This window comes from Enterobacter sp. 50588862 (assembly GCF_001462935.1).
GTDB classification, from domain to species: domain Bacteria; phylum Pseudomonadota; class Gammaproteobacteria; order Enterobacterales; family Enterobacteriaceae; genus Enterobacter; species Enterobacter bugandensis.
Map to the genome: position 1 here is coordinate 802,631 of NZ_LNHM01000028.1, position 23,155 is coordinate 825,785.

Below are 23,155 nucleotides of genomic sequence, written 5' to 3' on the forward strand. Positions count from 1 at the left end.
ATGAACAGCTGCCTCTATCACGGCGTATTGCGCCACCGCCGCCTTCAGCCGAAAACGCATGAATTCAGCTACGGCGTTTTTATGGCCTGGCTGGATCTTGATGAACTGCCGCTGCTGGCGTCCGTCGGCGTGCGGCGCAACCGCTTTGCCGCCGCCGCGTTCCATGACGCGGACTATCCGCTCGGCACGCCGCTTAAAGAGAACGTGCTGAACAGGCTGGAGAGCCTGACCGGGGAACGTCCCGCAGGGCGGGTCATGCTTCTGACGCAGCTGCGCTACTTCGGGTTTCATTTCAATCCGGTCAATTTTTACTACTGCTATGACCAGGAAAACACGCTTCGCTGGGTGCTGGCGGAGGTGCGCAACACGCCGTGGAACGAGCGCCATTATTACGCGGTCGACGGGCAAAATGCCCGGCCCACGGAAAAAGCGTTTCACGTTTCCCCCTTCAACCCGATGGACATGGTCTACCACTGGCGCTTCAACAATCCGGACAACACGTTGCATATGCACATTGAAAATCATCAGGAAGCGAAGGTCTTTGACGCCACGCTGGCCCTGCGCCGGGAGCCTCTGACCCGCCCGGCGCTGCGCGCGCTGCTGCTGCGCATCCCGTTGATGACTCTGAAAACCGTTTTCGCCATTTACTGGCAGGCGCTGAGGCTGTGGCTCAAGCGCGTGCCGCTTTATAATCATCCCGTCAGCAGGAGTGAACGCTCATGACCGATCCCGTCTTTGCGCTAGAACCCGATATCCCGCGCAACGTCCGCATCGCGCGATGGCTGCTGTTTCGTCTGTTAAGCGGCATTCGCGGCGGCTCACTCACCCTGCGTGAAGGGGCGCAGACCTTCCATTTTGGCGAGACATCCTCGGCGCTGCACGCCGACGTGCAGATCCTCACGCCCGGCGTCTACTGGCGCGTCTTAACGGGCGGGAGCCTTGCCGCCGCAGAAGCCTGGATGGACGGCGAATGGGAGACCGCGCAGCTTACGCCGCTTCTGCAAATTCTGGCCCTCAACGGCGAGGTGCTTGGTCGTCTGGAGAACGGGTTTCGGCTGCTTGGCCGACCGCTGGAGCGGCTGCGCCACTGGACGCGGCGCAACTCTCGCGCCCAGGCCCGCGAAAACATTGCCGCCCATTACGATCTGGGCAACGCTTTCTATGCCCATTTTCTGGATAAGGAACTGCTTTACTCCAGCGCACTGTTTACCGCGGACGAGCAGGATCTGACGGCGGCTCAGCAAGCCAAAATGGCTCGCCTCTGCGACCAGCTGGCGCTAAACCCGGGTGATCACCTGCTGGAAATTGGCACCGGCTGGGGGGCGATGGCGGAATACGCCGCCCGTCACTACGGCTGTCGGGTGACCACTACCACGCTGTCGCAGGAGCAATATATCTGGGCGACCGAGCGCATTGCCCGCGCCGGGCTGCAGGACCGGGTTGAGGTACTGCTCTGCGACTATCGCGACCTCACCGGGCAGTACGACAAGCTGGTCTCGATAGAGATGATTGAAGCCGTCGGGCAACGCTATCTGCCCACGTTCTTCCGTACCTGTCAGGCGCGGCTGCGCCCCGGTGGACGGATGGCGATTCAGGCCATCACCATTCAGGACCAGCGCTACCGCGACTACAGCAAAAGCGTCGATTTTATCCAGCGCTACATTTTCCCCGGCGGCTTCCTGCCGAGCATTACGGCGATGAACGAGCTGATGACGCGCCACACCGATTTCGTGGTGCGCAATCTCTTCGACATGGGACCGGACTACGCCCGCACGCTGGCCCACTGGCGGCAGCGCTTTGTCCACGCCTGGCAGGAGATTGAAAAGCTTGGCTTTGATGAACGGTTCCGCCGCATGTGGCTGTACTACTTCGGCTACTGCGAAGCCGGGTTTAACGCCCGCACCATCAGCGTGGTGCAGCTGACCGCCGAGCGCGTATGAGACGCTACCTTCAGGTCTTTCTGCTGGCCGTCGCGTTCGATCTCTACTGGGCGCTGGTGGTGCTGTTTCGCGAACAGGGCCTGATTATCTGGCTCGGGCTGGCGATCCTGGCGTGCCTGCTCTTGCCGACAGCATACCGTCTTTACGCCATTGGGCTGGCCGCGGCGGGCAGCCTGCTGGATGCGCTCTGGGCGCTGACGGGGCTGATTGCCTTCACGGGCGACTCCCTGATGCCGCTATGGATGGTGGCATTGTGGCTGATGTTCGCCGTGGTCTGGACGCAGCTTGCGCGTACCACCACGTTACCCGGCTGGCTGCTGACCCTGCTGGCGGCCGTGGGAGGCCCGGTGGCCTACCTGATTGGCGAGCGGTTGGGCGCCATCACGTTTCTGGAGCCGACCTTTATCGTCGTCAGCTGGATGGCGCCGGGCTGGCTGGTGCTGATGCTGTTTTTCCACCTGCTGATGGGGAGACAAAAATGAGGGCTGCGGTTCTGCTGTTTTGCCTCATGCTGGTTGTTCCTGGTGCTCAGGCCGCCGACTGGCTGGCCTGGCGCAAGGTGGGCGACGCCACGCTGACCTGGGGGCCGTTCACGGTCTATACCTCTCAGCTCCGCACGCCGGATGGCCGTTACAGCCGGGACGATCAGGATCAGGCGCTGATTATTACCTACGCGCGCGACATCGATCGCGATGAACTGGTTAAGGCGACCCGTGACCAGTGGCAGGCGCAGGGGATCCTGACGCAGGAACCGCAAAGTGAAGCCTGGCTAAGGATGCTCCAGTCCCTGTGGCCGGATGTCCGACCGGGTTCACAGCTGGCGTTTGTTCTCAACGATAAGCAGGGGCAGTTCTGGTACCGCGCGTCGGCGGCGCAAAAATCCTTTATTCCGCTCGGGCCGCGACAGTCAGAAGCGTTCAGCACCCGTTTTCTGGCCATCTGGCTCGATCCCCGCACGCAATATCCTGAGCTGCGTCAGCAGTTAATCGGAGGCCAAAAATGAACCGAATCCTGACGCTGGCGCTGGCATTCACGATGCTGCTGGCCGGCTGTAGCACCGACGTGTCCGAGTATCGCCAGCAGCAGCCGCGGCTTGATATTTTTAACTACTTTCAGGGCAAAACCGAAGCGTGGGGCATGGTGCAGGATCGCAGCGGCAAGCAGATACGTCGCTTTCACGTTGAGATTGCCGGGGACGTGATTGGCGATACGCTGACGCTGAACGAGCGCTTCGTTTACGACGATGGCGAGAAGCAGCAGCAGGTCTGGCATATTCGCCGCGTGGGGAACGACCGCTACGAGGGAACGGCAGGGGATATTGAAGGGGTTGCGACGGGGCAGGCCGCAGGCAACGCCTTTAACTGGCATTACAGCATGAACGTGAAGGCCAACGGCAAAACCTGGCTGCTGAACTTTGACGACTGGATGTACCTGCAGGATGAAACGCATCTGTTTAATAAAACCGAGATGAAGAAATTTGGCGTCACCGTCGCCACGGTGACGCTGTTCTTCACCCGGAAGGCGTAAGCTTAGTCGCGAACATTGCCGGCTTTGCTGCTGGAGTAAATGAAGTACAGGGCAATCCCCAGGCACACCACCGCACCCAGACGGCTCGGTGAAAACGGAATAGCGGGATTGTTCAACCAGCCAAAGTTATCTATCAGCATGCTCATGGCGAGCTGGCCGAATATCACCGCCACCGTGGCGACGGCGGTGCCGATGCGCTGCACGGCGAGCACCATGATCACAATGTAGGGCACGCCGAACATCGCCCCGAGAAGCTGCCATTTCGGCACGTCCAGCAGCGTGACCGTCTGCTTAGGCTCAAAGAAGAAAATGAGCAGGGCGGTCACCAGCGCGCCGACGGAAAACGTCAGAAACGCGCTCTTGAAAACGCCCACGCTGCTGCCGAGCTGTCCGTTAATTGCGGCCTGTATGCTCAGCGTCGCCCCGCCGCAGATGGCCAGAATTATCATCATCAGTGTCATGTGCTTACCCCTTTGCGACCAGTACCAGTGCGGCAATAATAAAAACCAGCGCCACGATGCGTCTTGCGTTTATCTTCCTGTGCGGCGTACCCAGCAGGCCAAAGTGGTCAATGATCAGGCTTTTAAAAACCTGACCTGCCAGAATGCCGATCATCGTCAGAGCGATGCCGATAGCGGGGGTGGCGATAGTCAGAATGACAACGTAAACAGGACCCAGCACGCCGCCGAGCAGCTGCCAGCCGGGCTGTGCGAAAAACGACGGACCGTTGCGCGGGCTAAAAAACAGCATCAGCAGAAAGGTCAGCGCGGCGCCGACCCCGAAAATGCTGAACGTGGCCCATAAATCGCCTACTTCTCCCCCTAACGGCCCCAGCAAACCCGCCTCGACGGAGAGGCCCATCCCGCCGGCAATCACCAGTAAAATCAATACAAACTGCATTATGCTTCCTCCATTATCAGGCGAAGAAGATTACGTCGGTAGACATGTGAGAAAAATGCCATAATGCAGGAAACACCTTTGCAGGAAATGCATTAATGTCAGATGCCGGAAGCATGAACCTTCGCTCACTGCTGCTGTTTATTGCCGTCTATGAAACGCAGAACTTTTCCGTCGTTGCGCGACGAGAGGGCATTTCTGCCTCGCAGGTGTCGCGGATTATTCATCAGCTTGAGGACGCGCTCGGCCAGCAGCTGTTCTATCGCAATACCCGGGCGGTGATCCCCACGGAAAACGGGCATCTTTTTATCCGCTATGCCCGGGCGATGGTGGATAACTTCGAAGAGGCGCGTCGGGAGCTGGATGAACGTTCGACCGAACCCTCCGGCACGGTACGCATTAACGGGCCGGTATTTTTTGGACAGAGGCACGTTGCACCCGGCCTGGCAGGACTGGCCGAGCGTTATCCACGGTTAACCATAGAGCTGACGCTGACCGATGACTTTATCGACCCGCACCGGGATGCCGCCGACCTCATTTTTCGCATCGGCACGCTGACGGACTCGACGTTCCACGCCCGCATCTTCGGGCAGCAGCGCTACCATCTTGCCGCGTCGCCCGCGTATCTGCGTCAACACGGCGTACCGGCCGACCCGGCCGAGCTAAGCCAGCATAAATGCCTGGTGTATCGCGGTTCGTCTGGCCCTAATCGCTGGCTTGTGCGACGCAAGGGGGAAAATTGGGTGCACTATCCCGTCGCGCCGCTGATGACGTCCAATAATGCGGAGTCGCTGCTCATTGCCGCGCTGGGTGGAATGGGGATCGTCCTGTTTCCGGACTGGCTGATTGGCGACAGGCTGCAGCGCGGAGAGCTGGTCGCTCTTATGCAGGAAATGGCGTGCGCTATCAATACGGAGCCGCTGAATATTGCGGCGATCTATCCTCACGCACGTCATCCGCCCCTGAACGTCAGGGCGGTGATTGATTATTACGTGGCGTTTTTCGGCTCGCCGCCGTACTGGCAAACGTAAGGCAATTACGCGCCGAGTTCCTTGCGGATAATTTCTGCGCCGGCGCTGAGCGCTTTCAGCTTACCGTTAGCCACCTGACGGGAGAGGGGAGCCATACCGCAGTTGGTTGAGGGGTAAAGCTTGTCGGCGTCGACGAACTGCAGCGCTTTACGCAGGGTGTCGGCGACCTCTTCTGGCGTTTCGACAGTGTTGGTTGCCACGTCAATCGCCCCAACCATCACCTTTTTACCGCGAATCAGCTCCAGCAGATCCATCGGTACGCGGGAGTTGTGGCACTCCAGGGAGATGATGTCGATGTTAGAGGTTTGCAGCTTAGGGAAGGCCTCTTCATACTGGCGCCATTCTGAGCCGAGCGTCTTTTTCCAGTCGGTATTGGCCTTGATGCCGTAGCCGTAGCAGATGTGTACCGCGGTTTCGCATTTCAGACCCTCAATGGCGCGCTCGAGCGCGGCGATACCCCAGTCGTTGACCTCATCAAAAAAGACGTTAAACGCCGGCTCGTCGAACTGGATAATATCCACGCCCGCGGCTTCTAATTCACGCGCTTCCTGGTTGAGGATTTTGGCGAATTCCCAGGCCAGCTTTTCGCGGCTTTTATAATGCGCATCGTAAAGGGTGTCGATCATGGTCATTGGCCCAGGCAAGGCCCATTTGATCGGCTTGTCCGTGAGCTGGCGAAGGTACTTTGCATCGTCCACGAATACCGGCTTCTGACGCGCAACGGCAGAAACCACGGTCGGCACGCTGGCGTCGTAGCGGTTACGAATGCGCACAGTCTGGCGATTTTCAAAATCGACGCCGCTCAGGTGTTCAATAAAGGTGGTGACGAAGTGCTGACGGGTCTGTTCCCCGTCGCTGACGATATCGATTCCCGCACGGATCTGCTCGTCAAGAGACAGGCGCAGTGCATCCTGTTTACCCGCCAGTAATTCCTGATCCTGCAGTTTCCACGGAGACCAGAGCGTTTCAGGTTGCGCAAGCCAGGTCGGCTTAGGCAGGCTGCCAGCCGTAGACGTCGGGAGCAATGTTTTCATAATAAAAGACCTTTTTTGATGAATTAAAGCGTGTAGTTATCAGACCACTGCTCGAGAATATGTTTATAAGGCTTAATGAAATATTCTTCGGTAAATCGACCCTGTTCAATCGCCAACCGGCTTCGCTCTTCGCGGTCATAAACAATTTTGGTTAATGAATGATCCTGCTGGTTCAGGTCCGGGCGATAAAACAGTCCCGCCGCCGAGTTCGCGTTATAAATTTCCGGGCGATAGATTTTCTGGAACGTCTCCATCGTGCTGATGGTGCCGATCAGTTCCAGATCGGTGTAATCGCTCAGCAAGTCTCCGGTAAAGAAGAACGCGAAAGGCGCCACGCTGTTCTCAGGCATGAAGTAGCGGACCTTCAGGCCCATTTTGGCGAAGTACAGTTCCGTTAACGATTCGCCATCCGGCGCGTACTCAATACCCAGAACAGGGTGCTGGTTACCGGTGCGGCGATAAGTGTCTTTGCTCGAGACGCTCAGGCAGATCACCGGGCCCTTTCTGAAGTTCTCTTTGTATTCCGGCGAGTTCACAAAATGGCGGAAAATATTGCCGTGCAGTTCGCCAAACCTTTCCGGAATACTGAAGTGCTGCTGGTTCTTGTTGTGCTCCAGCAGCAGGACGCTGAAATCATAATCCCGCACGTAAGAGGAGAAGTTATTCCCGACAATGCCTGCGATACGCTGGTTATTTTTTTTGTCGACAATATACGTCTGCAAAATCTCGATGGCCGGGAACGGCTTTTCCGCGCCAATGTTCAAATCGACAGAGATGATTTCAAGCTCAACCGCGTAGCGATCGGCGGTCGGGTTATCCCAGCGCGCCAGGGCATTGAAGCGGTTGTTGATCATCACCAGCGTATTGCGCAGGTTTTCCTGACGTTTTTCCCCACGCGCCAGGTTGGCAAAGTTGGTGGTCGTACGCGTATTTTCTGACGGGTTGTAATTCTCATCGAAGCAACTGCGCTTAAGGGTATATGTGAAAGCTTTGCTCATTGTGGTTATGCATCCTAAGTTCATGTTGCTAAGAAGTTACTAATGCATAATTTATGCCTGAGCCTGTGGCGCAGGGGAAGTGACTTAATTTCAATGCAACATGAGGGAAGTTCATGAACAGGGAAACGCTGAGTGGAAACTTCAGATTGCTTCAGGCAGGGAAGTGAAAGAGTAAGGGGCATCGGGCCCCTTTGGGCTATGCTGTAGGACGTTCGTCCCAGGCGTCGCTGTGCATGATGTTCCCATCGACGATGCGCCAGCTAATTTTTTCATACTGCAGGCTTACGCTTTCAATCACACTTTATTCAGGGCGAACCAACCGTGTTTTGAGGGTGCCAGGAATGAAATAACTCTTTAGCTGAGCGGGTAGCAAAGCAGGCATTGCTATTGTTCTTCCTTCCTCGTCGCAAAATTCGACAAGATAGCCCAGTGTCGGAGTATCGAAAACCATAACAATCGTACCAACAGCCCCTTTTACCAGTCCTTCATCCGGTATATCCTCGTCTAAAACCACAACGTCTAATTCGGCTCTTTTCATTTTTGTTTTCTCATTTAACGAATAGGGTTGTCAGGCGAGGAACTAGCGCGTCAGTTTCATACATCCAGCCTGTACGCACGATCGCTGTTTCACCGTTGACGCCTAAAATGGGCATATCGACAGCCATTGTTTGACCGTAATTGTTGGCCTGCAACACTTTTGCTGGGACCGATAATACTCCTTCCTGAATTTTTGCTGCTAAAACATCTGCATTAGTTGGGTTATATCCCAGCGCTGACTCAAACACCCTGGCTTTGTGCCCACCTGTAGGATGTGTTGAATCTAAAGCATAGGTTGCGAGCTTTTTCGGATCGATAATGGCGTGTTCAGCGTTCACTAACGTACCGCTTTCAGATGTGAAACCTTTTACATAAGGGCTTTCAAACGTTGGTATTTTACTGAGACCCGATATTTCATCTATCTCGCTTAGAGGATTCAACCTGCCCATTGTTAATCCTGCTGCAACAGAGGCACCCGTAATAATTAACCCTTTGTTATTCATCACTTGATCGTAACCCGCTGGAGCATCCCCGCCAAGCTGCTGCGCGGTTTCATGAAACCCTTCAATGTTGCCGTTATATACACCGCCAGCGGCCAGCAGGTGGCCAACGGTTTTACTGTTCAGCGTTTTCCCCGATCGTGCTGTTGTTGGTCCGTAATAATCATAATGTATCCGTTGAGTGGGGGCAGGCTTCCTGCCTTGCCGATCGGCAATAACGTGCCGGTAGGCACTCATGATTGAGTCCTTATACCATGCATGCCAGGATGAGGCTGTAGGAGTAAACATCAGATCGCCGTTGTCGTCGATGTAAAATGGATTCCGGTCGCTGCTCCAGCGCCTGGAGGTATCTACACCAACAAGCCAGCCAATTTGCAGCTCGTGCTCAACCTCATCATAAATCGGATCTGCGTAGCCGCGACCTTTTCGCTCATACGGCCTTTTATATGGGAACACGCTGTATATTTTTTTGGGGAGACCAAAAGAGAGGCTTTGACCGTTAGCTTCATAAGACAAATCATAATGTATACATACCTCTTTCAGCGAACCTGCCGGCGTGAGAATGTATTGAAAATCTCCAGGGCTTAATTGCCGTGTTAAATCATGTGACCGGTAGAGTCGGAACATGCCGAATCCTTATCGTTAAGCAACATTGTTTCTTTCAAGGGCATATTTTTTTCATTCTTTAATAAGAAAAAGCAGCCTACGCCTGAAGCGAACACAGATATTCAACCCACATCATATTTATGAACTGCTCATTTTTTTTAAGAAAATAACCAGGCAATTTTTAACCATTTTTTTAGGCGTTAGCGTGAGTCTATGTTGAATCAATAATGAACCAGATTCAGGCAGCTAAACGGCATATCTGCTTCTCTGGTACACCATCCTCAATTCCCGCTATAATCCCCAAAATTTCCAACCGGTTTAGAAACGATCATGACAAAACTCACCTTACAAGAGCAGATGCTGAAAGCGGGCCTGGTCAGCAGCAAGAAAGCGGCGAAAGTGCAGCGCACGGCAAAGAAATCACGCGTTCAGGCACGTGAGGCTCGGGAAGCGGTAGAAGAGAACAAGAAGGCGCAGATCGAGCGTGACAAGCTGCTGAGCGAGCAGCAGAAGCAGGCCGTACTCGCGAAAGAGTTTAAAGCGCAGGTGAAGCAGCTGATCGAGATGAACCGCATCACCGTGGCGAAGGGCAACATCACCTTTAACTTCACCGACGGTAATCTGATCAAAAAAATTGAGGTCGACAAGCAGACGCAAACCCAGCTGATCAACGGCCGTCTGGCCATTGCGCGCCTGGTGCTCAATGCAAACGGCGACTGTGAATACGCGATCATTCCGGCGGTGGTGGCTGATAAAATTGCCCAGCGCGATGCCGACAGCATCGTGTTAAACAGCGCGCTCAGTCAGGAAGAGCAGGATGAAGACGATCCGTACGCGGACTTCAAAATTCCTGACGATTTGATGTGGTAAACCGCGTTCAAAACGGGGCGGCGTGGCGGGCGTTAACCGGCTCTCCGCTCACGGGATGAATAAAATTCAGCTCGCTGGCATGCAGCATCAGCCGGGGCGTTTCCTCAGCCCCCGGCGCGTCAAGACCGCCATACAGATCGCAGCCCAGAATAGGGTGCCCGAGCTGTTGGCAGTGGATGCGCAGCTGGTGGGTTCGCCCGGTTTCCGGCGTCAGTTCCACCCGCGTTAACGGCACTCCTGTCCCCCGATAAAAACGTTCCACCACCCGATAGCGGGAACGGGCGGGTTTACCGTTGATGGCGCAGATCGACATCAGCGGGAACAGCGCCGGGTCTTTGGCAATGGGCGCGTCTATTATTCCCTCGTCGTTTTCCAGATGCCCATTAAGCAGGGCGCTGTAGACTTTCTCCACGCTGCGCTGGCTGAACTGCTGGCAAAGCGCCGCGTTGATGGCCTTATTGCGCGCAACCACCATCAGCCCGGACGTGCCGAAATCCAGACGGTGCACCAGCGTGCAGCCCGGGAACGTCTGAACCAGTCGATAATGGACGGAATCAAGGTTTTGCGGATTTTTGCCCGAGAGGCTGAGCAGGCCGGAAGGCTTGTCGATCAGCAGCAGATGTTCATCCTGCCAGAGGATCTCAATGTCGTCGTGACACGGTGGGGCAATAAAAGAATCGATAATCGCAGACATCAGGCCGCCCGGCTGGAGAGTGGGAGCGGATGATAACGAAATGCGGGGGAAAAGAAAAACCCTCCCACCGGGCGGTGAGAGGGAGAAGTCTTACGCTGCAACCAGGCTGTCGATGGCGGCTTTCGCGTCGGTCTGTGCTTTGGTCGCCACTTCCGGACCGTAAGCGATGCCTTCCGCGAACACGAAGTTCACGTCAGTGATACCGATGAAGCCCAGGAAAAGGCTCAGGTACGGCGCAACCAGGTCGGTTGGGGTATCTTTGTGAATACCGCCGCGGCTGGTCAGCACGATAGCGCGTTTGCCTTTTACCAGACCTTCAGGACCATTCTCGGTGTAACGGAAGGTTACGCCAGCACGCGCCACCAGGTCGAAGTAGTTCTTCAGCTGGGTTGGGATGTTGAAGTTGTACATTGGGGCGTTGATGACGATGACGTCATGCGCCTGCAGCTCAGCAATCAGTTCGTCGGACAGGGCCAGCGCTTCCTGCTGACGCGGGCTCAGTGGCGCATCGCTTGGGCGCAGCGCGCCAACCAGCTCGCCATCGAGCACAGGAATTGGGTTTGCAGCCAGGTCACGCACGGTGATTTCGTCAGCAGAATGCTGTTCACGCCACTGTTCAACGAAGTAATCAGACAGCTGACCAGACTGAGAGTACCCTGCCAGAATACTGGATTTCAAAACTAATACTTTGCTCATGGGTGATTCCTGTTGTTGCATTTGATTGAAGGGGGTTGCCCCGTTGCTTGTTGACACTCTATTCACAATCCTGCCACAGAGATAGCGCAATATATCGAAGCCTATGTTCGAATTTTTTGAATAAGGCACGAAAGGCGTCAGTGTGGTACTCTATAGCAATCATTAAAAAGAGATTTTATCAGGGCGTGTACTGCCCTTTAACGCTATGACAGAACAACAAAAATTGACCTTCCCGATGCTCCTGCAACAGCTCGATTCTCTGACGCTGCGCGATAAACAGCGCTTCGCCCGCCGTCTGCACGGCGTCAAGAAGGTTAAAAATCCTGATGCACAACAGGCCATTTTCCAGGAGATGGCGAAAGAGATTGAACAGGCGGCAGGGAAGGTTGTGCTGCGCGAAGCTGCGCGCCCGGCGATTACCTACCCGGAAAACCTGCCCGTCAGTCAGAAGAAACAGGACATCCTTGAGGCCGTCCGCGATCACCAGGTGGTGATTGTCGCGGGGGAAACCGGTTCGGGAAAAACCACCCAGCTGCCGAAAATCTGTATGGAGCTGGGCCGCGGGGTGAAGGGGCTGATTGGCCACACCCAGCCGCGTCGTCTGGCGGCGCGCACCGTGGCGAACCGTATTGCAGAAGAGCTGCAGACGGAGCCGGGCGGCTGCATCGGCTACAAGGTGCGATTCAGCGACCACGTCAGCGACAACACCATGGTCAAGCTGATGACGGACGGTATTCTGCTGGCGGAAATACAGCAGGACCGCCTGCTGATGCAGTACGACACCATCATCATCGATGAAGCACACGAGCGCAGCCTGAACATCGACTTCCTGCTTGGCTATCTTAAAGAGCTGCTGCCGCGTCGCCCTGATCTGAAAATCATCATTACCTCCGCGACCATCGACCCGGAGCGCTTCTCAAAACACTTCAACAATGCGCCGATTATTGAAGTGTCGGGCCGCACCTATCCCGTGGAAGTGCGCTATCGCCCGATTGTGGAAGAGGCGGACGATACCGAGCGCGACCAGCTGCAGGCCATCTTCGACGCCGTTGACGAGCTGGGCAACGAGAGCGCGGGCGACATCCTGATCTTCATGAGCGGCGAGCGCGAAATTCGCGATACCGCCGATGCGCTCAGCAAGCGCGACCTGCGCCACACCGAGATCCTGCCGCTGTATGCCCGCCTGTCGAACAGCGAGCAAAACCGCGTCTTCCAGCCACACAGCGGACGCCGCATCGTGCTGGCGACCAACGTGGCGGAGACCTCGCTGACCGTACCGGGGATTAAATACGTTATCGACCCGGGCACGGCGCGCATCAGCCGCTACAGTTACCGCACCAAGGTTCAGCGCCTGCCGATTGAGCCGGTCTCCCAGGCTTCCGCTAACCAGCGTAAGGGCCGCTGCGGCCGCGTGTCGGAAGGGATCTGTATTCGTCTTTATTCCGAAGACGATTTCCTGTCGCGCCCGGAGTTTACCGACCCGGAAATTCTGCGCACCAACCTGGCGTCCGTTATCCTGCAGATGACCGCGCTGGGGCTGGGCGACATCGCGGCGTTCCCGTTCGTCGAAGCGCCGGATAAACGCAACATTCAGGACGGCGTGCGTCTGCTGGAAGAGCTCGGGGCGATTACCACCGACGAGCAGGCGAGCATCTATAAGCTGACGCCGCTGGGCCGCCAACTCAGCCAGCTGCCGGTCGACCCGCGCCTGGCGCGCATGGTGCTGGAAGCGCAAAAGCACGGTTGCGTGCGCGAGGCGATGATCATCACCTCGGCGCTCTCCATTCAGGACCCACGCGAGCGTCCGATGGACAAACAGCAGGCGTCGGACGAAAAGCACCGCCGCTTCCACGATAAAGAGTCTGATTTCCTGGCCTTTGTGAACCTGTGGAACTACCTCGGCGAGCAGCAGAAAGCGCTCTCCTCGAACCAGTTCCGCCGCCAGTGCCGCGTGGATTTCCTTAACTACCTGCGCGTGCGTGAATGGCAGGATATCTACACCCAGCTGCGCCAGGTGGTGAAAGAGCTGGGCATTCCGGTGAACAGCGAACCGGCGGAGTACCGCGAAATTCATATCGCGCTGCTGACCGGCCTGCTGTCCCATATCGGGATGAAGGATGCGGATAAGCAGGAATATACCGGCGCGCGTAACGCGCGTTTCTCCATCTTCCCGGGTTCCGGCTTGTTCAAGAAGCCGCCGAAGTGGACCATGGTCGCGGAGTTGGTGGAAACCAGCCGCCTGTGGGGGCGCATTGCCGCGCGCATCGACCCGGAATGGGTTGAGCCGGTGGCTCAGCACCTGCTGAAACGCTCGTACAGCGAGCCGCACTGGGAGCGCGCGCAGGGCGCGGTGATGGCGACCGAAAAAGTGACCGTTTACGGCCTGCCGGTGGTCGCCGCGCGTAAGGTCAACTACAGCCAGATCGATCCGGCGCTCAGCCGCGAGCTGTTTATCCGCCACGCGCTGGTGGAGGGGGACTGGCAGACGCGCCACGCGTTCTTCCGTGAAAACCTGAAGCTGCGCGCCGAGGTGGAAGAGCTTGAGCACAAGTCCCGACGCCGCGACATTCTGGTGGACGATGAGGCGCTGTTTGAGTTTTACGACCAGCGCATCAGCCATGATGTTATCTCCGCCCGCCACTTTGACAGCTGGTGGAAAAAGGCCAGCAAAGCGACGCCGGACCTGCTCAACTTCGAAAAGAGCATGCTGATTAAAGAGGGGGCGGAGTCGGTCAGCAAGCTCGACTACCCGAACTTCTGGCATCAGGGCAACCTCAAGCTGCGTCTGACCTATCAGTTTGAACCGGGCACCGACGCGGACGGCGTAACCGTCCACATTCCGCTGCCGCTGTTAAACCAGGTCGACGAGAGCGGGTTTGAGTGGCAAATTCCCGGCCTGCGCCGCGAGCTGGTGATTGCGCTGATCAAATCCCTGCCGAAACCGGTGCGGCGCAATTTTGTGCCAGCGCCAAACTATGCGGAAGCGTTTCTGAGCCGCGTCACGCCGCTGGAACTGCCGCTGCTGGATGCGCTGGAGCGTGAGTTCCGCCGCATGACCGGCACCACCATCGACCGCGAAGACTGGAACTGGGATCAGGTGCCCGATCACCTGAAAATCAGCTTCCGCGTGGTGGATGATAAAAACAAAAAGCTGCTGGAAGGGCGTTCCCTCAGCGAGCTGAAAGAGGCGCTGAAAGGCAAAGTTCAGGAGACGCTTTCTGCGGTGGCGGACGACGGCATCGAGCAGAGCGGGCTGCATATCTGGAGCTTTGGCCAGCTTCCGGAAAGCTACGAGCAGAAGCGCGGCAACTATAAGGTCAAAGCCTGGCCGGCGCTGGTGGACGAACGTGACAGCGTGGCGATTAAGCTCTTTGATAACCCGCAGGAACAGCAGCAGATGATGTGGCGCGGGCTGCGCCGCCTGCTGCTGCTCAACATCCCGTCGCCGATCAAGTATCTGCACGAGAAGCTGCCGAACAAAGCCAAGCTGGGGCTCTACTTTAACCCGTACGGCAAAGTGCTGGATCTGATTGACGACTGCATCTCCTGCGGCGTGGACAAGCTGATCCACGAGGCGGGCGGCCCGGTCTGGACGGAAGAAGGTTTTGCGAAGCTGTATGACAAGGTTCGCGCCGAGCTGAACGACACCGTGGTGGAGATAGCCAAACAGGTCGAGCAGATCCTCACCGCCGTGTTCAATATCAACAAGCGCCTGAAGGGGCGCGTGGATATGACCATGGCGCTGGGGCTGTCGGATGTGAAGGCGCAGATGGCGGGGCTGGTGTACCGCGGCTTTGTCACCGGCAACGGCTTTAAGCGTCTGGGCGATACGCTGCGCTATCTGCAGGCGATTGAAAAACGTCTGGAGAAAATGGCGATCGATCCGCACCGCGATCGCGCGCAGATGCTGAAGGTCGAAAGCGTGCAGCAGGCGTGGCAGCAGTGGTTAAACAAGCTGCCGCCGGCGCGCCGCGACGATGAAGATGTGCAGGAGATCCGCTGGATGATCGAGGAGCTGCGCGTCAGCTTCTTTGCCCAGCAGCTCGGTACGCCGTATCCGATTTCGGATAAGCGTATATTGCAGGCGATGGAGCAGATTTCCGCTTAACGTCCTTGCCCGGTTTTCTCCCTTTCCCTGTGGGAGAGGGTCGGGGTGAGGGCATCAGCCCGCACATTTTTTCACCCATTCACAATCGCCAGCGTAAACCCATCCCATCCCTTAACCCCCACCGTTTGCAGCGCGGTGGCGGTTAAGCGCGGGTTAACCCCCGTCATCTCGATAAAACGCCGTACGCCCAGCACGCGCGCGTCGTCGCTTTGCCCGTTAATGACCTCGCCGTCGCGGACCACGTTATCGCCGATAATCACCGTGCCGGGACGGGAATAGTGAAGCGCCCACTCCAGATAGCCGGGATTGTTTGGCTTATCGGCATCAATAAAGATCAGGTCGAACGGCGGAACGTCACCGAAATTCTCCAGCGAGTTCAGCGCCGGGCCTTCTATTAATTCAATACGATCGTTCAGCCCCGCGAGGCGAATATTCTGGCGGGCAACATCGGCATGCGTTGGGTCCGCCTCGAGCGTAATCAGCTTTCCGTCCGGCGGCAGGGCGCGCGCCATCCAGATAGAGCTATAGGCACCCAGCGTACCGATCTCAAGAATGCGTCTTGCCTGCGTCATGCGCACGAACAGCGCCAGCAGCTGTCCCTGGTTGGCCGCAACATCGTGTTCGGGTAGCCCGGCGCGTTTGTTGTTTTCAAGAACCTTCTGAAGAACCTCATCCTCAGGGATAAGCGAAGAAATCATGTAATTATCTACTGCAGACCATTGTTGTTGCATAGATTGACTCCTTAAGAGGGAGTGCCGGATGGCGGCTACGCCTTACCCGGCCTACGGGGGCGAAATGCAGATCCGGTAAGCAAAGCGCCACCGGGCAGGTTTTCAGGCACTGACCCATCCTCCGCCCAGTGCTTTATACAAATCAATCTGCGCCAGCAGCAGGTTATTTTTTACCTGCACCACGCTGGTCTGGACCGAGTACAGCGTGCGCTGCGCGTCCAGCACGTCAAGATAGGATGAATAACCGTTGCGATAGCGGTTCTGCGCAATGCGCAGCGTCTCCCGGGCCACATCCTGCTGGGCAAGCAGCTCCGTCAGCTGTTCCTGATAGCGCGTAATGGCATCAAGGCTGTTGTTCACTTCGGCAAACGCGTTACGCACGGTTTTTTCATACGCATACAGCGCCTGGTTACGCTGGGACTGGGAAATATCCACCTGCGCGTTCAGCGCCTGGCGGTTCAGCAGCGGGGCGAGAATGCTGCCGCCTGCGCTCCATAGCTGGAGCGGGTTATCCAGCAGGCCGGAAAGGGTGCGATCCTGGATCGATCCGGTTGCGGTCAGATTGATCGACGGCAGCAGGCTGGCGCGTGACGCGGCAAGCGAGGCATCAGCCGCGACCAGCTGTCGCTCAGCCTGCACGATATCCGGCCGACGATTCAGGAGCGTGGAGGGCAGCTGTGACGGCAGCGTGAGCGGCGTCAGCGCCGCAAAGCTTTCGCTACGCGCTACCGCACCGGGATTGCTTCCCAGCAGCAGGCTCAGGGCATTCTCCTCCTGCGCAATCTGATGCCGCAGCACGGGCACCTGCGCTCGCGTTGAGCGAAGCTCGGAATCCGACTGCATCAGCTCCAGGCGCGAACTGTAGCCCGTCTCAAGCTGGCGTTTGGCAAGCTTAAACGCCTCTTCGCGCGATTTCAGCGTGGATTCGGTCACGCGCAGCTGTTCATCAAGCGAGAGCAGGGTGACGTACCCGTATGCCACAGACGAGGCGACGGTCAAATCCGCGGCGGCGGCGGCGGCTTTTTGCGCCGCCAGCGAGGCTTCGGCAGCGCGCGAGGTGCTGCGGTTGACGCCCCAGATATCCACGTCATAGCTTGCCGTCAGGCTCCCTTTGTACAATGTGCCGTAAACCGGCAGCCCGGTCGCAGCGGATTGTGAACGGGCGCGCGTCCCGGTTACGCCTGCGCCGAGGGAGGGAAACAGGCTGCCGTCGGCGGCAAAGACCCGCGCCTGATATTCGTTTATCCGCTCGCGGGCAATCAGCACATCGCTGTTGTTTTTTAGCGCCTGGTCCACATAGCGGTTGAGGTTGTTGTCATGAAAATTGCGCCACCAGAGCTGTTCCGTCGGGCTGGCTGGCCCTGAGACGGCGCGCCATTGAGCCGGAATTTGCAGGGTCGGCTGCGCCGGCTTGACGTCGACGGACTGGCATCCGGCCAGCATGAGCGCCCCCACCAGCGCGGCTATCGGGCGAAGGATCATTACTTCGCCTCCCGCGTATCAATGGTTACCTGCACCGACATACCCGGACGCAGCAGCGCGGAGTCCTCTGGCTTACCGAGCACCTCAATACGCACCGGAATACGCTGGGCGATTTTGACAAAGTTGCCGGTGGCGTTGTCCGGCGTGATAGCGCTGAATTCAACCCCGGTCGCCGGCGAGATGCTCTCTACGCGGCCCTGATACGCTTTGTTGTTTAAGGCATCGACGGTAAACTTCACCGGCTGACCGACGCGCAGCTCCGCCAGCTGGGTCTCTTTGATGTTGGCAATCACCCAGTGCTGCGGCGGCACCAGCGTAGTGAGGTGCGTTCCGGCGGTCACGTACGCGCCGAGACGCACGGCAATCTGGCCGAGCTGGCCGTCGCGCGGGGCGATAATGCGGGTATTTTGCAGGTCAATCTGCGCCAGCTCCAGCGCCGCTTTGGCGTTTTCAACATCTGCCTCCAGAGCGCCGCGGTTCACAATCACCGTCTGCAGATCCTGACGCGACATCTCAAGCGTGGCTTTCGCCTGGTCGATATCCGCGCTGCCCTGAGCCGCACTGGCCAGCGCGGCATCGCGCTCGCGAATGGAAAGCGACCCATCCGCCGTCAGATCCTTCACGCGCTTTAAATCCGCCTGGGTTTTCAGGCTCTGGGCGCGGGCATTTTTCAGCGCGGCTTCATTTTTGGCAATGGTCGCTTCGGCGCTTTTCCGCTGCTGCAGGTTGTTATTCAGCGCGGCAATTTTCATCGCCAGCTGCGCCTCGGCCTGATGGACGCGCTGACGATAGATGCGGTCATCGATCTGCAACAGCAGATCGCCTTTTTTGACCTGCACAAAGTCCTGAACCTTCACCTCGGTGATATAGCCGTTAACCTGGGGGCTGATGAACGTCGTCTGGCCGCGCACGTAGGCGTTGTCTGTAAACTGCGCGTGGCGGGTAAACGGCGGCAGCTGCCAGGCGTAAAGAATGACCAGCACGCCAACAATACCGATGGCAGCGGCGGTGAAAACGGAAACAATGCGCACATTTTTGCGGGTGTTGGCCTGCTCTTTGGCGGCATCCTGCTGACTCATAAACTCTCCAGAAATATCACAATTATTTGTTGCCGGTGGCGTTCTTCAGCGCCATACGGGCAGTAATGCGCAGGCGCAGCAAGCGCCATAAAATCCAGACCAGCGTGGCGGCAGCGATGCTTGCCGTCAGCAGATAAGTATCGTTGTAGGCCAGAATATTTGCCTCAAGGCTGGTCACCGTCTGTAGCTGGGTAATGGCCTGCGTTCCCAGCAGCGTACTGTCGCCAATCAGGCTTTTATACATCTGGGTATAAAGCTGAATCCGCTCGTTGACCAGCGGGTTAAGCGTGGTGAGCTGATCCGCCAGCAGGCTGGAGTGGTATTTCTCGCGCCAGGTCTGGAAGGTGCCGAGAATCGCCGATCCCAGCAGGCCGCCGAGGTTCTGGCTCATGCCAAACATGACCGAAAAGCTGACCAGGTTACGCGGGTCGGCAATTACCCCGCCAATGGCGGCCAGCATGGCGGGCGCCAGGAAGAAGGCGCTGCCGAAGCCCAGCAGGAACTGGCTGACCATCAGTTGATCCGGGCGGGTCAGGTTATTGGACTGGCTGTCCAACAGCGAGGCAACAATCATCAGCGCCAAAGAGGTGATAATCGGCCACGCCAGCTTTGTAGGCTTAATGGTGAGGCAGCTGGTGACGATCCCGCAGACGATCCCGGCGAAAATGGACCACGCCAGATGGGTCATCTGCTCATTCTGTAACCCCACGTACTGCAGCCAGCCGATGACGCCGGTATTTTGCTCCGCCAGCACGATGCGGATCAGCAGCATAATCAGCCCCAGGCGAACGATGCTGCCGCTCGACAGCCAGCGGGTGTTCAGCAGCGGGTTGGCGCGGTTATGTTCAAACACGATGGCGGAAACAATCAGCACCAGCGATAGCGCCAGCGACCAGCCGATCCACGGCGCCTCGAACCACCAGTCAAGACGGCCTAAAGAGAGCACGGCGCAGAGCAGGGCCATTCCGGGAGCCAGTAAAAAGAAGGTGACAAAGTCTTTCTTCTCGAAGACCTTGCGTCGGTCACCCGGCGGCAGTTTTAAGGCGATTACGCAGGCCAGGGAGATCAGCGCCAGCCCCAGTTCAAAGAAATAGAGCCCGCGCCACTCGTCCAGCTGGAGAAGCTCAGTGGAAAACAGACGCGCCAGCGGAATAGCGAGCGACGATCCAGTGATCCCGATGGTAAGCGCCTTCAGGCGATGCTTCGCAGGCCAGGCCTGGATTTGGTAGTAAATCCCCAGCGAGCTGAGCGCGGCGGCCACCATCCCGTGCGCGGCGCGTACCATCAGCGCGGAACTGAGGTCGTTAACGAACAGGTGGAAAAAGGTGACCAGCACGTACAGCACCAGAAAACCTTCCGTAAAGGCGCGCAGGCCGTACTGTTGACGAAATTTGACCAGCAGCAGGTTAATGGAGATGTTGGTCATCACATAGACTGCAGGCAGCCAGGCGATTTCGGTCGACCAGGCCCCAAAGGTTCCCTGCAGGTTTTGCAGGTTGGCGGTGACCACCGCATTGCCCAGTGCCCCCGTCAGGCAAACCAGCAGCCCAACGACGCCATAGGCGACGCGTTTTGGCGTACTGTGCTCGGGGGTGGAAGGCGAACCCAGCAGGGCGGGTTTCTCATGGGGCTGCCACTCGCGAGGAGCATAAGGGTCGCGTTCGGGCAGGCGCATAACGTCATTACCTTAGAAATGATTGAATAATTAGCGGGCTAGCGATTCTACGTCTGCCGCAAATGATAATTCAAGTGAATATGATTTGCGCATGTTAATCAAATGTACGAGAGAAATTTAAGGAAAAAGAGCGGCCCGCAGGACGGGCCGGGAAAGGTCAGAGACGTTCGGGCTGCGCCTCGACGAGAGTGGCACGCTTAACGCGGCTGGCGCAGAAAATCGCGATTAAGGAGATGGCTACCGTGACGGCAAGATACCAGGCCACCGGAACCCACTCGCCGTCATATTTTGCCAGCAGGCCGGTCGCAATCAGCGGGGCGGTACCGCCAGCCAGCGCGGCACCCAGTTGATAACCGAGCGTAATGCCGGTGTAACGCACGTTTGCGCTAAAAATTTCAGAGCACAGCGTGCCGAGTACCGCCGTGACCGGTGCCCACAGCACACCAAAGGCGATCACCGTCGCGAGCACAATCCCCCACGTGGTACCGGTATTCAGCAGCATAAACCATGGCACGATAAACAAACCCAGGATAAAGACGCTCGTGGCATACATACGCTGACGGCCAATTTTATCCGAGAGCAGCCCCATTAACGGAATCATTATCGTGGCCACCAGGGCCCCCAGCGTCACGGCCTCCAGCGCCTGCGATTTTTGATAGGTTAGCGTGCTGGTGGCATAGCTCACCACAAACGTAGAGAAAATATAAAACGGCGCGGTTTCCACGACTTTGAGGCCGGCGGCAATCAGCACTTCACGCCAGTGATGTTTCAGCGTATCGCGCAGGGGAGCCTTAGCCACCTGACCGGACGCTTTCACTTTCTGAAAATCAGGCGTTTCATCAATATCTTTTCGGATCCACAGGCCGAGCAACACCAGAACAGAGCTCAGCAGGAACGGGATACGCCAGCCCCAGGAGAGAAAATCCTCTTCGCTGAACATCGTCATCAGCGACACGATAAAGGTCGCCATCAGCATGCCGATGGTGACGCCCGCCTGCGGAATGCTGCCGAAGAACCCTTTGCGTTTTTCAGGCGCATACTCATAGGCCAGCAACAGCGCACCGCCCCATTCACCGCCGATACCCATCCCCTGAATGATGCGCATCAGGATCAGCAGCGCCGGAGCCCACATACCAATCATTTCATACGTGGGCAACAGGCCAATCATAACGGTTGCACCTCCCATCAAAGAGAGGGTCAGCACGAGGGTTTTTTTACGGCCAATGCGGTCACCGATGTGTGCGAAAAGTACCCCGCCAATGGGACGTATAAAAAAGGTTAATGAGAAAGAGAGATACGAGAGAATGAGTCCGATCACCGGATCGACCATCGGAAAAAAGATCTTATTAAAGACCAGCGCGGCCGCCGTACCGTAGAGGAAATAGTCAAACCATTCAATGGCGCTCCCGGTAAGGCTGGCGATTAACACCTTCTTATTTTTTCGTAATACCGTCGTCGTACTTTCATGTTCTGTCATGAGCTGAAACCCCGCCACGTTGCTGATATATGAGGTGTCACCTGGCGCGCTTCAGGTGCAACCCGTGAAGATGAAAAAGGTTGTGAAATTGTTAAGCAACTTAGGGTTGGATGTTGCATTTAGCAAGCGCTGGCGGGCTGAAACTGGTCAGATCACGGTTAAATTAGCAGCGTTGGCTGCTTTTTCATGACTCCTGTACAATACAATGTTTTGTAGGGCTGGAAATTAAAAGCACAATAGGCAGGTGCAACCCGATGATTTTTGGATGTTTCTGGTTATTTCAGAAAAATGGTAAATTCGCTGCTTCAACAACGTGAGGAGTTCACCATGGTTCAGCCCCATTTTCCCCTTCTGGCGAATGCCACACTGGCGGCCATCAATACTGTCGGCGCATGGCTGGCGCAGGACGACCTGAGCATGACGCGTCAGGCCCCGGAGATTGATGCGGTGATTCTGGCTGGCAACGCGGTGATCCCAACCATTGACGCGGCCTGCAGTATTGCCTCTCAGAAAGACGTGCCGCTTCTGATCAGCGGCGGCATCGGCCATTCGACCCCGTTTTTATATGAAGCGATCCGCAATCACCCGCGTTATCACACTCTACCGGTCGCGGGACGGGCAGAAGCAAACATTCTTGCCGACGTTGCGCGGGCGTTCTGGCTGATCCCCGAGGCGCGCCTGTGGGTTGAAGATCGCTCCACCAACTGCGGTGAAAACGCGCGCTTTAGCTGGAACATGCTAAAAGAGCGTCAGCGGACAAGCGGGCGCGTGCTGGTGGTACAGGACCCAACGATGCAGCGCCGCACGATGGCGACGTTTGCCCGCGTGTGCCGCGATGAACCCGCATCACCGCAGTGGATCAGCCATCCCGGGTTTACGCCAGCGCTGCAAAACGGCACTGAGGGCGTAGAGTTTAGTGGGGGCAACGCCGGGCTGTGGCCCGTTGACCGGTATCTGTCGCTGGTTATGGGGGAACTGCCGCGCCTGTATGATGACGTCAACGGCTATGGCCCGGCCGGGCGGGATTTTATCGCCCACGTTGAATTCCCTGAAACCGTCACCGCCGCATGGAGACAGCTTCAACAGGACCCAGTCCTGAAGGTGGCGCGTAAAATCATCTGAGCACGGAACAATCCCCTCGCCCCATTGGGGTGTACGGTCCGGGGACATAGTGAACACTTGTTCGGGGACATGGTAGACACTTACAACTGAGGCATAAGAACCCGTCTATGGAGTCGCTTATGCCCTGGGATGCGAGAGATACCATGTCATT

The 23,155-nt window shown here is 57.1% G+C and carries 22 protein-coding genes and 2 pseudogenes; 10 read left to right on the plus strand and 14 right to left on the minus strand.

Features of this window, described 5'->3' with window-relative positions; all coding sequences use genetic code 11:
• Genes APT89_RS16755 through APT89_RS16775 form a run of 5 tightly spaced genes read left to right on the plus strand, consistent with a single transcriptional unit; the run spans position 1 to position 3,467 of the window.
• Complete coding sequence (locus tag APT89_RS16755) at positions 1–723, plus strand: DUF1365 domain-containing protein (RefSeq protein ID WP_045630379.1); 723 nt, start codon at positions 1–3, stop codon at positions 721–723.
• On the plus strand, positions 720–1,940 hold the full coding sequence (locus tag APT89_RS16760) for an SAM-dependent methyltransferase (RefSeq protein ID WP_060573023.1): 1,221 nt from the start codon (positions 720–722) through the stop codon (positions 1,938–1,940). The genes APT89_RS16755 and APT89_RS16760 overlap by 4 nt, the downstream gene beginning before the upstream one ends.
• The gene (locus APT89_RS16765) at positions 1,937–2,422 is read left to right on the plus strand and encodes a DUF2878 domain-containing protein (protein ID WP_041910117.1); all 486 of its coding nucleotides are present in this window, start codon (positions 1,937–1,939) and stop codon (positions 2,420–2,422) included. The genes APT89_RS16760 and APT89_RS16765 overlap by 4 nt, the downstream gene beginning before the upstream one ends.
• Positions 2,419–2,943, plus strand: a complete 525-nt coding sequence (locus APT89_RS16770) for a hypothetical protein (RefSeq protein WP_041910115.1) — start codon at positions 2,419–2,421, stop codon at positions 2,941–2,943. The genes APT89_RS16765 and APT89_RS16770 overlap by 4 nt, the downstream gene beginning before the upstream one ends.
• Complete coding sequence (locus APT89_RS16775; protein ID WP_060573026.1) at positions 2,940–3,467, plus strand: DUF3833 domain-containing protein; 528 nt, start codon at positions 2,940–2,942, stop codon at positions 3,465–3,467. The genes APT89_RS16770 and APT89_RS16775 overlap by 4 nt, the downstream gene beginning before the upstream one ends.
• Positions 3,468–3,469: 2 nt before the next feature.
• On the opposite strand, the gene APT89_RS16780 is transcribed toward APT89_RS16775, so the two are convergent.
• Both APT89_RS16780 and APT89_RS16785 read right to left on the minus strand, forming a co-directional pair.
• The gene (locus tag APT89_RS16780; RefSeq protein WP_041910111.1) at positions 3,470–3,928 is read right to left on the minus strand and encodes a DMT family transporter; all 459 of its coding nucleotides are present in this window, start codon (positions 3,926–3,928) and stop codon (positions 3,470–3,472) included.
• A gap of 4 nt (positions 3,929–3,932) precedes the next feature.
• Positions 3,933–4,367 carry a DMT family transporter gene (locus tag APT89_RS16785; protein WP_028013065.1) on the minus strand — a complete coding sequence of 145 codons (435 nt, stop codon included), beginning with the start codon at positions 4,365–4,367 and terminating at the stop codon, positions 3,933–3,935.
• A 95-nt stretch (positions 4,368–4,462) separates the two neighbouring features.
• Between APT89_RS16785 and APT89_RS16790 the strand changes: the two genes are divergently transcribed.
• A complete protein-coding gene (locus tag APT89_RS16790; RefSeq protein WP_060573030.1) occupies positions 4,463–5,395 on the plus strand; it encodes a LysR family transcriptional regulator in 933 nt (310 codons plus the stop codon).
• A gap of 5 nt (positions 5,396–5,400) precedes the next feature.
• Here APT89_RS16790 and APT89_RS16795 read toward each other — a convergent pair whose 3' ends face one another.
• The 5 genes and pseudogenes from APT89_RS16795 to APT89_RS16810 form a co-directional block, all read right to left on the minus strand.
• Positions 5,401–6,429 carry a methionine synthase gene (locus tag APT89_RS16795; RefSeq protein WP_041910105.1) on the minus strand — a complete coding sequence of 343 codons (1,029 nt, stop codon included), beginning with the start codon at positions 6,427–6,429 and terminating at the stop codon, positions 5,401–5,403.
• A 23-nt stretch (positions 6,430–6,452) separates the two neighbouring features.
• Entirely contained in the window at positions 6,453–7,427 is a 975-nt protein-coding gene (locus APT89_RS16800) for a DUF1852 domain-containing protein (protein ID WP_028013068.1), read from the minus strand.
• 196 nt (positions 7,428–7,623) lie between these two features.
• A pseudogene (locus APT89_RS23580) lies at positions 7,624–7,722 on the minus strand (type VI secretion system tube protein Hcp); the annotation flags it as partial.
• An 18-nt stretch (positions 7,723–7,740) separates the two neighbouring features.
• A pseudogene (locus APT89_RS16805) lies at positions 7,741–7,965 on the minus strand (DUF4926 domain-containing protein); the annotation flags it as partial.
• 10 nt (positions 7,966–7,975) lie between these two features.
• Positions 7,976–9,091 carry a DUF6883 domain-containing protein gene (locus tag APT89_RS16810; protein WP_060573037.1) on the minus strand — a complete coding sequence of 372 codons (1,116 nt, stop codon included), beginning with the start codon at positions 9,089–9,091 and terminating at the stop codon, positions 7,976–7,978.
• A 309-nt stretch (positions 9,092–9,400) separates the two neighbouring features.
• On the opposite strand from APT89_RS16810, the gene APT89_RS16815 reads away from it, so the two are divergent.
• Positions 9,401–9,940 (plus strand): DUF2058 domain-containing protein, encoded by a 540-nt coding sequence (locus tag APT89_RS16815; protein ID WP_028013071.1) that lies wholly within the window; start codon positions 9,401–9,403, stop codon positions 9,938–9,940.
• Between the two features lie 7 nt (positions 9,941–9,947).
• Here the strand turns inward: APT89_RS16815 and APT89_RS16820 are convergent, their stop codons facing one another.
• Entirely contained in the window at positions 9,948–10,634 is a 687-nt protein-coding gene (locus APT89_RS16820) for an RluA family pseudouridine synthase (protein ID WP_060573041.1), read from the minus strand.
• A 90-nt stretch (positions 10,635–10,724) separates the two neighbouring features.
• The gene (gene azoR, locus APT89_RS16825; RefSeq protein ID WP_008502313.1) at positions 10,725–11,330 is read right to left on the minus strand and encodes an FMN-dependent NADH-azoreductase; all 606 of its coding nucleotides are present in this window, start codon (positions 11,328–11,330) and stop codon (positions 10,725–10,727) included.
• A 205-nt stretch (positions 11,331–11,535) separates the two neighbouring features.
• Between azoR and hrpA the strand changes: the two genes are divergently transcribed.
• A complete protein-coding gene (gene hrpA, locus APT89_RS16830; RefSeq protein ID WP_060573043.1) occupies positions 11,536–15,438 on the plus strand; it encodes an ATP-dependent RNA helicase HrpA in 3,903 nt (1,300 codons plus the stop codon).
• A gap of 71 nt (positions 15,439–15,509) precedes the next feature.
• On the opposite strand, the gene APT89_RS16835 is transcribed toward hrpA, so the two are convergent.
• From APT89_RS16835 to APT89_RS16855, 5 genes are all read right to left on the minus strand, one after another.
• Positions 15,510–16,169, minus strand: coding sequence for an O-methyltransferase (locus tag APT89_RS16835; RefSeq protein WP_041910092.1), 660 nt, complete (start codon positions 16,167–16,169; stop codon positions 15,510–15,512).
• Positions 16,170–16,271: 102 nt separating this feature from the next.
• On the minus strand, positions 16,272–17,651 hold the full coding sequence (locus APT89_RS16840; protein WP_060573044.1) for an efflux transporter outer membrane subunit: 1,380 nt from the start codon (positions 17,649–17,651) through the stop codon (positions 16,272–16,274).
• On the minus strand, positions 17,651–18,730 hold the full coding sequence (locus APT89_RS16845; RefSeq protein ID WP_041910088.1) for an HlyD family secretion protein: 1,080 nt from the start codon (positions 18,728–18,730) through the stop codon (positions 17,651–17,653). The genes APT89_RS16840 and APT89_RS16845 overlap by 1 nt, the downstream gene beginning before the upstream one ends.
• 22 nt (positions 18,731–18,752) lie before the next feature.
• Positions 18,753–20,405, minus strand: a complete 1,653-nt coding sequence (locus APT89_RS16850) for an MFS transporter (protein ID WP_032644875.1) — start codon at positions 20,403–20,405, stop codon at positions 18,753–18,755.
• Between the two features lie 157 nt (positions 20,406–20,562).
• Positions 20,563–21,882 (minus strand): MFS transporter, encoded by a 1,320-nt coding sequence (locus tag APT89_RS16855; protein ID WP_060573066.1) that lies wholly within the window; start codon positions 21,880–21,882, stop codon positions 20,563–20,565.
• 64 nt (positions 21,883–21,946) lie between these two features.
• Here APT89_RS16855 and APT89_RS24725 point away from each other — a divergent pair, with 64 nt between their 5' ends.
• Both APT89_RS24725 and APT89_RS16860 read left to right on the plus strand, forming a co-directional pair.
• Positions 21,947–22,072 (plus strand): hypothetical protein, encoded by a 126-nt coding sequence (locus APT89_RS24725; RefSeq protein ID WP_261396234.1) that lies wholly within the window; start codon positions 21,947–21,949, stop codon positions 22,070–22,072.
• Positions 22,073–22,209: 137 nt separating this feature from the next.
• Positions 22,210–23,004 (plus strand): YdcF family protein, encoded by a 795-nt coding sequence (locus APT89_RS16860; RefSeq protein WP_060573046.1) that lies wholly within the window; start codon positions 22,210–22,212, stop codon positions 23,002–23,004.
• The last annotated feature ends 151 nt before the right edge of the window (positions 23,005–23,155 follow it).